General features: G+C 60.4%; 13 protein-coding genes and 1 tRNA gene. 11 read left to right on the top strand and 3 right to left on the bottom strand.

Translation table 11 applies throughout. The annotated features are described in order from the left end of the window. Positions 1-63: 63 nt before the first annotated feature. From ACRDT3_RS02410 to ACRDT3_RS02440, 7 genes are all read left to right on the top strand, one after another. Entirely contained in the window at positions 64-966 is a 903-nt protein-coding gene (locus ACRDT3_RS02410; protein WP_431491662.1) for a TatD family hydrolase, read from the top strand. A 259-nt stretch (positions 967-1225) separates the two neighbouring features. Beyond that, on the top strand, positions 1226-2392 hold the full coding sequence (locus tag ACRDT3_RS02415; protein ID WP_431491437.1) for a transglycosylase family protein: 1167 nt from the start codon (positions 1226-1228) through the stop codon (positions 2390-2392). A gap of 99 nt (positions 2393-2491) precedes the next feature. Continuing rightward, positions 2492-3376: a 16S rRNA (adenine(1518)-N(6)/adenine(1519)-N(6))-dimethyltransferase RsmA gene (gene rsmA / locus ACRDT3_RS02420; protein WP_431491438.1), complete on the top strand. Its 885-nt coding sequence runs from the start codon at positions 2492-2494 to the stop codon at positions 3374-3376. A 2-nt stretch (positions 3377-3378) separates the two neighbouring features. Further along, positions 3379-4311, top strand: coding sequence for a 4-(cytidine 5'-diphospho)-2-C-methyl-D-erythritol kinase (locus ACRDT3_RS02425; RefSeq protein WP_431491439.1), 933 nt, complete (start codon positions 3379-3381; stop codon positions 4309-4311). Positions 4312-4463: 152 nt separating this feature from the next. Continuing rightward, entirely contained in the window at positions 4464-5834 is a 1371-nt protein-coding gene (locus ACRDT3_RS02430; RefSeq protein WP_431491440.1) for an NAD(P)/FAD-dependent oxidoreductase, read from the top strand. Positions 5835-5910: 76 nt separating this feature from the next. Beyond that, a complete protein-coding gene (locus tag ACRDT3_RS02435; protein ID WP_431491441.1) occupies positions 5911-6045 on the top strand; it encodes a hypothetical protein in 135 nt (44 codons plus the stop codon). Positions 6046-6061: 16 nt separating this feature from the next. Then, positions 6062-6562 (top strand): N-acetyltransferase family protein, encoded by a 501-nt coding sequence (locus ACRDT3_RS02440; RefSeq protein ID WP_431491442.1) that lies wholly within the window; start codon positions 6062-6064, stop codon positions 6560-6562. On the opposite strand, the gene ACRDT3_RS02445 is transcribed toward ACRDT3_RS02440, so the two are convergent. After that, on the bottom strand, positions 6549-6827 hold the full coding sequence (locus tag ACRDT3_RS02445) for a putative quinol monooxygenase (RefSeq protein WP_431491443.1): 279 nt from the start codon (positions 6825-6827) through the stop codon (positions 6549-6551). The two genes, ACRDT3_RS02440 and ACRDT3_RS02445, sit on opposite strands and share 14 nt — an antisense overlap. A 110-nt stretch (positions 6828-6937) precedes the next feature. Further along, positions 6938-8728, bottom strand: coding sequence for an ABC-F family ATP-binding cassette domain-containing protein (locus ACRDT3_RS02450; protein ID WP_431491663.1), 1791 nt, complete (start codon positions 8726-8728; stop codon positions 6938-6940). Between the two features lie 197 nt (positions 8729-8925). Here ACRDT3_RS02450 and ACRDT3_RS02455 point away from each other — a divergent pair. The 3 genes from ACRDT3_RS02455 to ACRDT3_RS02465 all read left to right on the top strand — a co-directional run bounded on the left by ACRDT3_RS02455 (position 8926) and on the right by ACRDT3_RS02465 (position 11637). Beyond that, positions 8926-9000 (top strand) — tRNA-Gln (locus ACRDT3_RS02455). A gap of 132 nt (positions 9001-9132) precedes the next feature. Further along, the gene (gene glmU, locus ACRDT3_RS02460; RefSeq protein WP_431491444.1) at positions 9133-10584 is read left to right on the top strand and encodes a bifunctional UDP-N-acetylglucosamine diphosphorylase/glucosamine-1-phosphate N-acetyltransferase GlmU; all 1452 of its coding nucleotides are present in this window, start codon (positions 9133-9135) and stop codon (positions 10582-10584) included. 72 nt (positions 10585-10656) lie between these two features. Further along, positions 10657-11637: a ribose-phosphate diphosphokinase gene (locus ACRDT3_RS02465; RefSeq protein WP_431491445.1), complete on the top strand. Its 981-nt coding sequence runs from the start codon at positions 10657-10659 to the stop codon at positions 11635-11637. A gap of 156 nt (positions 11638-11793) precedes the next feature. Here ACRDT3_RS02465 and ACRDT3_RS02470 read toward each other — a convergent pair whose 3' ends face one another. Next, on the bottom strand, positions 11794-12792 hold the full coding sequence (locus ACRDT3_RS02470; protein ID WP_431491446.1) for a zinc-binding dehydrogenase: 999 nt from the start codon (positions 12790-12792) through the stop codon (positions 11794-11796). A 234-nt stretch (positions 12793-13026) separates the two neighbouring features. Here ACRDT3_RS02470 and ACRDT3_RS02475 point away from each other — a divergent pair, with 234 nt between their 5' ends. Next, a complete protein-coding gene (locus ACRDT3_RS02475; RefSeq protein ID WP_431491447.1) occupies positions 13027-13311 on the top strand; it encodes a 50S ribosomal protein L25 in 285 nt (94 codons plus the stop codon). Positions 13312-13326: the final 15 nt, after the last annotated feature.

The raw sequence follows: 13326 nt of genomic DNA on the forward strand, positions 1-13326 counted from the left end.
AGGATTACCGTGTCCAAGAAGAAGCACACTGATCTCACCTTGGTTCCCGAGGCTTACCGCCCGATGGAGCAAGCCACTGCACCAGAGCAAGGGGAGCGGGCGCGCGCTACTGATAATGAGAAAGGCGGAAGCCAGCGCAACCTGCATTACCCGGAAGCGCCCGAAGCGCTTCCAGTGCCCGTGGTTGATAACCATACGCACCTGGATTTCCTTGATGGAACTGTGAAGGTCACTGCTGCCGATGCCCTGGAAGCTGCAGCAGCTGTTGGTGTCAAAGGGCTGATCCAGGTTGGCTGCGACGTGGAATCATCGGAATATGCGGTTCAGGTCGCTAACGAATACTCGAATATCCTGGCAGCGGTAGCCATCCACCCCAACGATGCCGCGCGTCTGGCGCAACGCGGGGAGCTCGAAGGGGCGATCGCGCGGATCGAAGAACTTGCCTCGGATCCGCGGGTGCGTGCAATAGGTGAAACCGGGTTGGACTACTTCCGCACCGGCGAAGAAGGACGGGGAGCCCAGGAGCATTCCTTCCGGGAGCATCTGCGCATTGCGGTGGAGAAGGGCAAGGCCCTGCAGATCCATGACCGTGATGCCCATGAGGACGTGGTTCGGGTGCTCAATGATGCGCAATTGCCTGAGAAAGTGGTCTTCCATTGCTTTTCGGGAGACGCGGCCTTGGCCCGGATCTGCAACGACAACGGCTGGTACATGTCGTTCTCGGGAACCGTGACATTCAAGAATTCGCATGATCTTCGCGAGGCTTTGGCGCTGGCGGATCCCGAACTGCTTCTCGTGGAAACCGATGCACCGTTCTTGACGCCGCACCCCTTTCGGGGCCGGCCGAACGCCAGCTACATGATTCCGTACACGACTAGATTCATGGCGGAAAACAAGGGAATCGATCTGGCCGAATTCTGCACTCGGATTGATGCGAATACCCGCGAAGTGTACGGAGAATTCTAGACCCAGGGCATGTGTGACTCGTTACAGGACACTTGCCACAAATATAACAATTCGGTTACGGTGGATGAGATGTCCGGTACCGCCCCCGCCTAATTTCGGCAAGGCGTGTTCAGGACAGCCTGATCCTCACGCCTTGCAGCAAGTGGAAACACGGCGCAACTTTGATTGAAGGACAGGCAGTGAACACTGCCGGGCCCAACCGATGATTCTGGACAGAATTTCGGGAGCTGGGTCTACAAACGATGGGGATCTCATTACCGTGACTCACTTGCTCAAGAAGACCTGGGTGAAATACCTGGCTCAGGCGCTCGCCGTAGCCGTGGTTATCGCCGGCGCTGTTTTTTATATTTCTGGCCAGAAATCGGTCGTCATGTCAGTTGACGGCCAGCGCCAAGAAATCACCACCCGTGCTGCCACCGTTGGCGCACTGCTGGAACAGCAGGACGTCACCCTGGCTGAGCGCGACGAGATCTCCGCAGCGCTGGATTCTGATCTTGCCGATCAGCAGCTTGTTGATATCAAGCGCAACAAGTCGATTGAAGTAACCGTGGATGGCACCGAGCGCGTTGTGCACACCACCGGTATGACAGTTGCCGACGTTGTCGCACAGCTTGATCTGGAAAAGGGTTCTGAGGTTTCCCTCGATGAGGACATGCAGCTTGCGGCCTTGAGTGATGAATTGGAAGTCATCACGCCCAAGGAGATGACCCTGGTCGTCATGGACAAGAAGAAGAAGGTCGCAACGACCGCTTTGACTGTCAAGGAACTGCTTGCCGACGAGAAGATCAAGGTCGACGGCAACGACGAAATCAACGTCAAGATCAAGGATGAAACCGACAAGGATGTCAAGGACAGCGTCAAGCTGGCAGCTGGCATCACTGTCGAGGTGATCGACGTGACGGTCAAGACCTGGGACGAAACCCGCGACATCGACTTCGAGACCAAGAAGGTCAAGGACAGCTCGATGGATAAGGGCGACACCGAGGTCAAGACCGAAGGCAAGAAGGGCGAGCGTGCGCTGACCCTGCGCCAGGAATCCCGCAACGGCAAGAAGGGCGAGGAAGAAGTCCTCAAGTCCAAGGTCACCAAGAAGCCAGTTGCCGAAGAAATCCGTGTTGGCACCAAGGAAGAGAAGAAGGAAACCTCATCTTCCAAGAACACTCCAACCCCGAGCAGCATTTCCGCGACCTGGGCTGCACTGGCCAAGTGCGAATCCGGTGGTAACTGGTCGATCAACACCGGCAACGGCTACTACGGCGGACTGCAGTTCTCCGCTTCATCGTGGCGCAACGTAGGCGGCACCAAGTACGCACCGCTGCCACACCAGGCAACTCCGCAGGAGCAGATCGCCGCAGCTGAAGTGCTGCGTCGTTCCGGTGGCTGGGGCCACTGGCCATCGTGCTCGTCGAAGCTGGGCCTGCGCTAAAAGCAAAAGCTAAATAACAACGCGACGCGTCCACCATCACGGTGGATGCGTCGCGTTGTTATGTTTGGATCAATCTAGCTGAACTAGAATTGGATTGTGATGTCTAAGGAATCTTTGCCGCTGCTTGGGGCCACCGAAATCCGTCGTCTGGCCGAAGAGCTGGGAATCCGCCCTACCAAGACGCTGGGGCAGAACTTTGTGATCGATGGGAACACCATCCGTCGCATTGTCGCCGCCGCCAAAGTCGACCCATCCGAAACGGTGCTGGAAGTAGGCCCGGGCCTAGGTTCCCTGACCCTGGGCATTATGGATGCCGCCGCCAAGGTTGTGGCTGTGGAGATCGATCCACCGCTGGCAAAGCGCCTTCCGCAGACCATGGCCGAGTTCCGCCCGGGCCGTGAAGGCGATCTGACCGTGATCCTTTCCGATGCCATGAAGGTCACCGAACTTCCCGGCGAGCCAACCTCGCTGGTCGCCAACCTTCCATACAACGTTGCCGTCCCGGTAGTGCTGCACCTGCTGGAGCATTTCCCCTCCATCCGCAATGGCTTGGTCATGGTGCAGGACGAAGTTGCCGACCGGATGGCCGCCACTCCGGGCAATAAGATCTATGGCGTCCCGTCGGTGAAGGGCGCCTGGTACGGAACCATGCGCAAAGCCGGCGTGATCGGCATGAACGTCTTCTGGCCAGCTCCGAAGATCCACTCCGGCCTAGTGGGCTTCACCCGCGACAAGGACCGCAGCGATGCCCCGGATCGCAAGGAAGTCTTTGCCATCATCGATGCAGCTTTCGCCCAGCGTCGCAAGACTTTGCGCGCCGCCCTCTCCGGCTGGGCGGGCTCCGGTGCTCGTGCCGAACAGATCCTGGTTGCAGCGGGCATTGATCCGAAGGAACGCGGCGAGAAGCTGGATATTGACCAGTACATCGACATTGCTCGTGCCGCACAGAATGTTCCGGCCGAAGCTCCAGCTAGCGAGGCATAAGCATGCCAAAGCAGCGTGTCGTTGCGACCGCACCGGGCAAAGTCAACTGCTACTTCAAGGTCGGTCCTCCTCGCGAAGACGGATACCACGAAGTGGCGAGCCTCTACGTCGCGGTCTCCTTGACTGAGCAGATTGAAGCGACGCTGCGCACCGACGGGGAATTGCAGCTGAGCCTGGAACCGAATTCCCCCGTGGTCTCCGAGCCAGAGAGCTTCCCCCTGGGCGCAGGCAACCTGGTGCATCAAGCAGCTCAGCTGCTTCGCGAGCACACAGGCTGCAGCCTTGGAGCGAACCTGCACATCACCAAGCGCGTTCCGATCGCCGGTGGCATGGGTGGAGGCTCCGCAGACGCGGCAGCCACCCTGGTTGCCTGCAACGAGTTGTGGGGAACCGGGCTGGACCGAGAAGAACTCGGCCGTTTGGGCGCACGCCTGGGAGCTGACGTGCCGTTTGCACTGATGGGCGGGGCCGCCATCGGCCTGGGCATCGGCGACAAGCTTGCCCCGTTGCTGACCCGCGCCAAGACCCACTGGGTGCTGATCCCGGCCAGCTACGGCCTGTCGACTCCGCGGGTTTATGGCATGCTCGATCGCTTGCGTTCCGGCACACAGATTGAAGTCCCGCAGGAAATTGATCCAGCGGTCATCGAAGCACTGATGGCTTCGGACGCGCCCGCGTTATCCCGGGTGCTGGCCAATGACCTGACCCAGGCTTCCTTGGCGCTTGCCCCGGAACTAGGCACCATGCGCGATATGGCAGAAGGCGCCGGTGCACTGCGTGCCATGGTTTCCGGTTCGGGACCAACCTTGGCCCTGCTGGTCAAGGACGCCGAACATGCTGAAGAGGTCATGGCCCAGTTGGTCGATGAGGTGGGCGTCGCGACCATCCCGGTTACCGCTCCAGCGCCCGGAGCGCACATCACCGTTTCCGAATAATTTTCCGGAAGTCCCTGCCTGGCCTTGAGCCGGGCAGGGATTTCTTGCATCATTTTCCGCACCCCTCTTGTTGCGCCTATGGCCTGCCCCTAGGCTGATTCCCAAAGCAATTATTGAGAGCCATTCATTTTGAATCTGGGGCGGAACACAACATGCTCAACGGACGAGTCTCGCACTGGTGGGAAGAGATCGGCCTGCCAGAGCCACGCCAGCAACTACGCGGTCATGGCACCGCAGATATCGCCATAATCGGTGCCGGATTCACTGGGCTGTGGACCGCCTATTACTTGGCCAAGGCCAACCCGGACCTCAGCATCGCCGTCCTTGAAGCCCGGCATGCGGGCTACGGCGCGTCGGGGCGCAATGGGGGATGGCTCACCAACACCATCACGGCTGGCCGCGAACGCTACCTGAAATCCCACGGCAGGCAAGCGGTCAACGACTTCCAACTGGCCATGAACCGGACCGTCACCGAAGTCATCGAGGTTTGCGCCGCCGAGGGGATCGACGCAGATATCCGGCAAGGCGGAGAAGTTGAAGTTGCCTACACCCCTGCCCAGGAAAAGCGTCTGCGCGCCGATGCGATGGCCGACGCGAAATGGGAACACTCGCACACAGAACTGCTAGAAGCCGAGGCAATGCAGCGCAAGATCAACGTCGCCCATGCCCGGGTCGGATTGTGGCATCCGCATGCGGCTAGAATCCACCCTGCAAAACTGGTCCGCGGACTCGCCGAAGCGGTGGAGCGGCTCGGCGTAAGGATCTATGAGAACACCCGCGCCACCTCACTGCGCGCACGCCAAGTCGAATTCGACGGTGGCACGCTTAACGCCGAGTTCATCATCCGTGCCACCGAAGGATTTACTGCCGGGCTAGCGGGCCACAAGCGCTTGTGGCTCCCAATGAATTCGTCATTGATTGCTACCGAACCGCTGGCTCCATCCATTTGGGATGAACTGGCTTGGAATAACGGCGAGGTGCTGGGGGACTACGCCCACGTTTACATGTATGCCCAGCGCACCGCGGATAATCGCATTGCCATTGGAGGCCGGGGAGTGCCTTATAAATATGGTTCGCGCACCGATGCCGATGGCAAGACTCCGCAAAGCACTGTGGAGGGACTGCAGGAAATCTTGCACCGCTTGTTCCCGCAAACCCGGGGTTCGAGAATCGATCATGCATGGTCCGGGGTACTGGGAGTGCCGCGCGACTGGGTAGCTACCGTCGGACTGGACCCGGCGACCGGACTTGGCTGGGCCGGCGGCTATGTCGGCACCGGGGTCTGCGCAGCGAACCTGGCCGGACGAACCTTGCGCGACTTGATCCTCGGGGAAGGCACTGAATTGACCAATCTGCCGTGGGTCAACCATCAAGTGCGCAAATGGGAGCCGGAACCACTGCGCTGGCTGGCAACTAAGGGGCTCTATGCAGCCTATGGTGCCGCAGATCGAAGCGAGCTGAAGGGGCGAGGGAGCTCATCGCCACTAGCCGTACTGGCCGATAGAATCACCGGAAAGCCTTGAATGCTCGCCATCCAGGGCATACGCTGTGGCCATGAGACTGGATAAACGTGGAATCCATTTATTCGCATTAGCACTAGTGCTCATTATTTCTGGAGCCTTGATGATCACGCTGCTGCAAGCCGGAATTGTTGGCTGGTCGTTGCAAGCGGCCGGCATCATCGTCATGGGCATTTCGGTTGGTGCAGGGCGTGCGCCCAAGTCCCATGCCTGAGGTATGCGAGGACCCCATGTTCACCGGGAACTTGTCGGCACGCGGCCAGAACTACCTCCTGCGCGAAGCGCAAGCAGCGGATCTTGAACAGATCATTGCCTTGATGGCAGACGATGAAATACGTCGTGCAGAGTATGCGGGCGCTGGGGACGAGGGGGAACACTATCTGGAGGCTTTCAACGAGATTGATGCGGACCCAGCGCATACGCTGATCGTGGTGGAAGGCAATGACGGAACAATTGTCGGCACGATGCAGCTGACCACCTTGCCGGGTCTTGCACGCAGGGGAGCGAAGCGGATGCAGATCGAGGCAGTTCGCGTGGCCAGTGGGTTGCGTGGCGGGGGACTGGGAACGGAAATGATCCGATGGGCCATTGCCGAAGCAGAAAACAAGAAAATTTCGCTGATCCAGCTGACCAGCGACGCGCAGCGCCTGGACGCGCACCGCTTTTACGAGGGGCTAGGTTTCACCGCGTCGCATGTGGGCTTCAAAATGCGCATAGCTATAAGCCCTTGATCCTGTAAATTCGTTGCAAGCCGGAGGTAGCCTGGCCCCACTTGCTCTTCGCTGCCCGCTGCTGGTGGGCTTCAAAGGCGGCACTGCCGTCGAATTCCTCGTGCACCAGCCAAACCCAGGGATCCTCGGTCTGCGTGACAGAGAAAGAAATGCAGCCACGTTCTGCCTTGGTGAGGCGTATATGCTTCGGCAGCAATTTCTCCACTAATTCAGCCTCAGCCGCGTCCTTGCACAGCAGCCGGCCCTCCAGGATCACAATTCCCATGTTCGCCAGTCTGCCACGATCTTTGGCCGATGGGGCAAAAACTCATAGATAAGTGCAGGGCTCGGAAACTAAATTTCCCGAGCCCTGCACTTGCGCCAAAGGCAGAAGCGCTATCCGAGCAGCTCGGACAGTTCCAGCCAGCGTTCTTCCAACTCGTCAATCTGCGACTGGTACTCGTTGATCTCAGCGGTGAATTTGCCCAGGCCTTCATAGTCGCTCTGATCGTGATCGGCCATCTTGGCGTGGACCTGGGCGATCTTTTCCTCTAGCTGGCCGACCTTGCGTTCATTGGCATTCAGTTCCTTCTGCGCAGCACGCAGCTCAGCGCCCGAAGGGCCAGCAGGCTTAGCGGCAGCTTCTGAAGAAGCCTGCGAAGGATTCGAACCGCCAGTGGAGCCTTCGGCAGCTCTCAGCTTCAGGTACTCATCCACGCCGCCTGGCACGTGGCGGAAGTTGCCGTTCAGGATCGCGTACTGCTGGTCGGTGACGCGTTCGAGCAGGTAGCGGTCGTGGGAAACCACGATCAAGGTGCCAGGCCAGGAATCCAGCAGGTCTTCCAGAGCGGCCAGCATGTCGGTATCGACATCGTTGGTCGGCTCATCGAGGATCATCACGTTGGGCTCGTCCATCAGGATCATCAGCAGCTGCAGGCGGCGGCGCTGGCCGCCGGAGAGTTCAGCAACCTTGGTGGACAGGTGTGCCGAGGAGAAGCCCAAGCGCTCCAGCAGCTGGGCCGGGGTCAGGTCCTTGCCATCCACGTTGAAAGTGGTGCGGTAGCGGGCAAGGACTTCGCGGACCTTGTCCTGGCCGATCTGCTCCAGTTCGCGGAACTGCTGGTCCAGCACGGCCAGCTTCACGGTTTGGCCTCGCTTGATCTTGCCGCCGGTTGGCTCCACGGTCCCGGCGATCAGGCCCAGCAGGGTGGACTTGCCGGCGCCATTGGCGCCGAGCAGTCCGGTGCGTTCGCCCGGACCGATGCGCCAGGTAAATGGCTTGAGTACTTGCTTGGCGCCGAAGGAGACCTCGGTGTCCAGCAGGTCGATGACGTCCTTGCCCAGGCGGCTGGTGGCCATCTTCTGCAATTCCAGCGGGTTGCGTGCCGGCGGGACATCGGCGATCAGCTGGTTGGCTGCCTCAATGCGGAATTTCGGCTTGGAGGTACGGGCAGGGGCGCCGCGGCGCAGCCAGGCCAGTTCCTTCTTCATCATGTTCTGGCGCTTGTTTTCGGTGACCGCGGCGATTCGGTCGCGTTCCACACGCTGCAGCACGTAGGCGGCGTAGCCGCCTTCGAACGGCTCGACCAGGCGGTCGTGCACTTCCCAAGTGGTGGTGCAGACCGCGTCGAGGAACCAGCGGTCGTGGGTGACGACCATCAGGCCACCGGAGTTCTTGGACCAGCGGTTGTTGATGTGCTCGGCGAGCCAGGAGATTCCTTCAACGTCCAAGTGGTTGGTCGGTTCGTCCAGGACGATGACATCCCAATCCTGCACCAGCAGCGCGGCCAGGGCCACGCGGCGGCGCTGGCCGCCGGAGAGGGTGCCGATCTTCGCTTCCCAGTCCAGGTCTGCGACCAGCCCGGAGATGATGTCGCGGATGCGCGCTTCGCCGGCCCACTCGTGGTCGTCCATCTCGCCCACCACGCAGAAGTGCACGGTCGCTTCGGGATCCAGGGTGTCCGACTGGTCCAGCACGCCCACGCGCAGGCCATTGCGCTTGGTAACACGCCCGGAGTTGGGCTCAATCCTGTCAGAGAGCATGCCGAGCAGCGAGGACTTGCCTTCGCCGTTGCGACCCACCAAGCCGATGCGGTCACCATCGGAAATGCCGATGGTTACCGAGTCGAAAACGACATGGGTGGGATATTCCAGATGTAGGGCTTCGCCCCCGAGTAAATGAGCCACAATTCCCATTTTACGTTCCGGGGGCAAATCGAGGTCTTGGCGTGATCAGCTGCGCGTGTGCCGTACCAGGCGGCTTGGGCAGTTTAAAGCAGAGAACAAAAGTGAGTTTAGCTACGGTGTTTTGCGATTTCGCACATTGGGCTGATCATGGCAGAATAATTAGCGTGCTTGTTGGGCATGACCTGCGCAAGCCGTTTTCCGCCCTGGTGTAATGGCAACACGCCAGCCTTTGGAGCTGTGCATTCTAGGTTCGAATCCTAGGGGCGGAACCAATGATGAAGCGTCACGTAAGTGGCGCTTTTATTTTTTAACCAGTTCAGCACACCCCGGAGCTCGCGATAGACTTGCTTTGAGGTTTTACTTCTCTGCCCAAAACCTTGAATCCAATTTGCAGGAGAATGCACTTGAGTGATCAGGTCAACGCACCAGTAGCTGTCATCGTCCTAGCCGCCGGCGCTGGCACTCGCATGAAGTCGGCGAAGCCGAAAATCATGCATGAAATCGCAGGTCGGTCCATGATTGGCCACGCACTTCACGCGGCTTCCGCGTTGCAGCCGCAGAACCTGGTAGCGGTGGTCCGCCACCAGCGCGATCTGGTCGCAGAGCACATTCTGGGACAGTTCCCTTCCATCACCATTGCCGACCAGGATGAAATCCCGGGTACCGGCCGCGCCGTGCAGCAGGGCTTGGAAGTTGTGGACCCGTCGCTTGAAGGCACCGTGGTGGTGACCTATGGCGATGTGCCGTTGCTCACCAGCGAAGTTCTCCAGGAACTGGTTGCTACTCACGAGTCGAACCGCAACTCCGTAACCGTGCTGACCACCGAATTGGACGACCCTAACGGCTACGGCCGCATCCTGCGCGATGAACAGGGCGAGGTTGCAGGAATCCGCGAGCAGAAAGACGCTTCGGCAGAAGAACTGCTGATCAAGGAAATCAACTCAGGCATCTACGCTTTCGATGCCAAGATCCTGCGTTCGGCGCTGACCGAGGTCACCACCGAAAATGCGCAGGGCGAAATGTACCTGACCGATGTGCTGGCAATCGCCCGCGCACGCGGTGGCCGCGTCGCTTCCTCGCAGATCGCTGACCGCTGGCAGATCGAAGGCGCTAACGACCGCGTCCAGGTTTCCAACCTGGCTCGCATCTACAACGAGCGCAAGACCGAATTCTGGATGCGCCAGGGCGTGACCATCGTTGATCCGGCGACGACTTGGATCGACGCTGACGTCATGATCGGCCAGGACGCCACGCTCAAGCCAGGTACCCAGCTGCACGGCGAGACCATCATCGGCGCTCATGCCACCGTTGGCCCAGACAGCACCTTGACCAACGTGGTTGTCGGCCAGCGCGCTACCGTCAAGCGCACCGACGCCACCGACTCGCGCATCGCTGATGGCGCCTCGGTCGGCCCGTTCGCCTACCTGCGTCCCGGCACCGACCTCGGTGCGGATGGCAAGATCGGCGCCTTCTACGAAACCAAGAACGTCACGATTGGCCGTGGCTCCAAGCTCTCGCACCTCGGCTACGCCGGAGATGCTGAAATCGGTGAATTCACCAACATCGGCTGCGGCAACATCACCGCAAACTACGATGGCGAAAAGAAGCACCGCACCAAGATCGGTTCGCATGTGCGCACCAGCTCCAACACCGTATTCGTTGCCCCGGTTGAAATCGGGGACGGCGCATACACCGGAGCCGGAGCCATCGTCCGCAAGAACGTCCCGGCCGGTGCCTTGGCACTGTCTGTGGCACCGCAGCGCAACTCCGAGGGGTGGACGCTGGAAAAGCGCCCAGGCACCTCCTCGGCTGACGCAGCGTTCAAGTCCTCGCTGAACTCTTCGGCTTCCGAGTAATTCAGTTACAGACTTCATTTCCTCGACAACAACCTCATACGTGATAGCGAAGCGAGCGAGAAAGCAAACCCCATGAGTGAAATCAGCCATAACGTCGACAAGAAGCTGGTGCTGGCCACCGGTCGTGCGCACCCTGAGCTGGCCGCAGAAGTAGCCAAGGAACTCGACACCGAACTGCTGCCTTTGAACGCCTACGACTTCGCCAACGGCGAGATCTACGTGCGTTCGGACGAGTCGGTTCGCGGCAAGGACGTTTTCCTGCTGCAGTCCTACCCGGCACCGCTGAATAACTGGCTGATGGAACAGCTGATCATGATTGACTCGATGAAGCGTGCTTCGGCTCGCCGCATCACTGTCGTGGCGCCGTTCTACCCATATGCACGCCAGGACAAGAAGGGCCGTGGCCGCGAGCCTATCTCGGCCCGCCTGGTTGCCGACCTGTTCAAGACCGCCGGTGCTGACCGCGTGATCTCCTGCGATCTGCACACCGCGCAGATCCAGGGCTTCTTCGACGGCCCAGTGGACCACCTGTTCGGCTTCCCGCTGCTGGCTGACTACATCAAGTCCAAGGTCGATGTAAATGAAGTCACCGTGGTTTCCCCTGACACCGGCCGCGTTCGCGTTGCCGAGCAGTGGGCGGATCGCCTGGGCGGTACCCCGCTGGCCTTCGTCCATAAGTCCCGCGATCTGACCGTGCCTAACCAGGCCGAGTCCAAGACCGTGGTTGGCCAGGTCGAGGGCCGCACCGCGATCCTGATCGACGACATGATTGACACCGGTGGAACCATCGCAGGCGCCGTGCGCGTGCTGAAGGAAGCCGGAGCCAAGGACGTCATCATCGCGGCTACCCACGCAGTGTTCTCGGATCCAGCCGCACAGCGCCTGGCAGAGTGCGGCGCTCGCGAGGTTGTTGTCACCAACACCCTGCCAATCCCGGAAGAGAAGCGCTTCGAAAACCTGACCGTGCTCTCGATCGCCCCGACGATCGCCCGCGCGATCTCCGAGGTGTTCCACGACGGTTCGGTCACGAACCTGTTTGACGGCCGCGCCTAGCAGCCCTCGTTTCGCAGTGCCTCTGGCCGGTACCCGTTGGGTGCCGGCCAGAGGCCTTTTAATCTCCATAAGCCGGTGAACGCGGCGGCGTTGGGAAGGCCGGGTTGGCGCGCTCGGGCGCAGGCTGCATGGTTCGCTGCCAGCCCCGGACGCGAACTAGCCAGCGGCACCGCCGGCTTCGACGAGCGCGGAAGCGTCCATGACGATTTTGCCCTGGGTATGGCCCTCGCGGATTTCGACGATGGAACGCTCAAGGTCCTGGGGAGCGATGATCGCGCTCAAGCAGGGATCCAAAGTGCCCTCTGCAACCATGGCGAGCAGTTCACCGAGCATGATTGAAAGATCTCGCCGGTGCCGCGGAAGTCCGTTGCTGTAGGCGGCTCCGAGCGCAATCTCGTGGACCGACGGGGCAATCCCGAAGGCAGGCAGCGATTCCAGATCGGCTCGCCCAGCGATGCAGGCGATGCCGCCGCCATGAGCCAGCAAGGACAGGTTGGCGGTCGCATTCTCGGCGCTGACGGTATCGACGATGGCCGAGATGCCCTCTGGGGCCGCCTGCAGGATCTGCTCGCGGGCGTCTGGGTCATGGTAATCGACCACGCTCTGCGCGCCGAGGTCCCTGGCCCGCTGGTGATTGGCGGAGGCCAGCGCAATCACATGCGCCCCAGCACGGTGCGCCAGCTGGACGGCGAAGCCGCCTACACCGCCGTTGGCACCGGTGACCACCACATGCTGGCCGGGTTGGACATGCAGCCTCCGATGGATGGCCTGGTAGGCGGTCATTGCCGCACAGGGCAGCGCTGCCGCTTGCGCGGCGCTCACCGAGGCGGGTATTGCGGCTAGTGCCTCGGCATCGTAAATCGCATACTGGGCCGCTGCCCCGGAACCGCGCAGGTCTCCATGCCCGACCACCCGATCGCCCGGCGAGCATGAGCTGACGCCGGGGCCGAGCTTGTCGACGGTTCCGGCGGCGTCCAGCATGGGAACATGGGGCCAGGCCCACTGCTCGTTGCCGTGCTGCACCAGCCCTGCATCAACCGGGTTCAACCCGACCGCTTCAACCTTGATGCGAACCTGCCCCGGTCCAGGCTCGGGCAGATCGATTTCTGCGATGGATAGGGGACTGCCGGCGGATGATTGAACTAATGCACGCATGGATTCATCGTATTCCCATGTTCAGTAGCGCAATTGCGTTTCGGGGCCAGGCGATTTCGTGGCATTGCCGAAAACTGGTAGAATTGCTGACTGTGCCCAGGCGAGGGAAACACCAGAAATGGTGTGACCGTTATCGACAAGGCCGGAAAAGCTCTTTCATCTCCAAGATGTTGGTTGCTTCCCGAGTCCACGCAAGGGCCTAAACGAAGCAATTATTTCCTTAGGAGAATCATCATGGCATCTGTCAACCTTGACGCCGTTGTACGCACCGATTTCGGTAAGGGCGCTGCCCGCCAGGCTCGCCGCGCCGGCCAGATCCCAGCAGTAGTTTACGGTGCAGGCTCCGAGCCACAGCACGTTCTGATTCCAGCACGCGAAACCACCCTGGCCGTTCGCGACCGCGGTGTTGAGCTGGTTCTGAACATCGAAGGCAAGACCGTAAAGACCACCATCAAGGACATCCAGATCCACGCGCTGAACCGCACCGTTGATCACCTGGACCTGATCATCGCTGCCTAATTCCAGCGAACTAGG

The sequence above is a fragment of the Glutamicibacter sp. genome (assembly GCF_050701915.1).
Taxonomy (GTDB): domain Bacteria; phylum Actinomycetota; class Actinomycetes; order Actinomycetales; family Micrococcaceae; genus Glutamicibacter.

Coding starts and splice junctions, on each gene's coding strand:
- ACRDT3_RS02425 (WP_431491439.1), top strand. CDS start 3,379: ATGCCAAAGCAGCGTGTCGTTGCGACCGCACCGGGCAAAGTCAACTGC.
- ACRDT3_RS02445 (WP_431491443.1), bottom strand. CDS start 6,827: ATGGGAATTGTGATCCTGGAGGGCCGGCTGCTGTGCAAGGACGCGGCT.
- ACRDT3_RS02440 (WP_431491442.1), top strand. CDS start 6,062: ATGTTCACCGGGAACTTGTCGGCACGCGGCCAGAACTACCTCCTGCGC.
- ACRDT3_RS02475 (WP_431491447.1), top strand. CDS start 13,027: ATGGCATCTGTCAACCTTGACGCCGTTGTACGCACCGATTTCGGTAAG.
- rsmA (WP_431491438.1), top strand. CDS start 2,492: ATGTCTAAGGAATCTTTGCCGCTGCTTGGGGCCACCGAAATCCGTCGT.
- ACRDT3_RS02430 (WP_431491440.1), top strand. CDS start 4,464: ATGCTCAACGGACGAGTCTCGCACTGGTGGGAAGAGATCGGCCTGCCA.
- ACRDT3_RS02410 (WP_431491662.1), top strand. CDS start 64: ATGGAGCAAGCCACTGCACCAGAGCAAGGGGAGCGGGCGCGCGCTACT.
- ACRDT3_RS02465 (WP_431491445.1), top strand. CDS start 10,657: ATGAGTGAAATCAGCCATAACGTCGACAAGAAGCTGGTGCTGGCCACC.
- ACRDT3_RS02470 (WP_431491446.1), bottom strand. CDS start 12,792: ATGCGTGCATTAGTTCAATCATCCGCCGGCAGTCCCCTATCCATCGCA.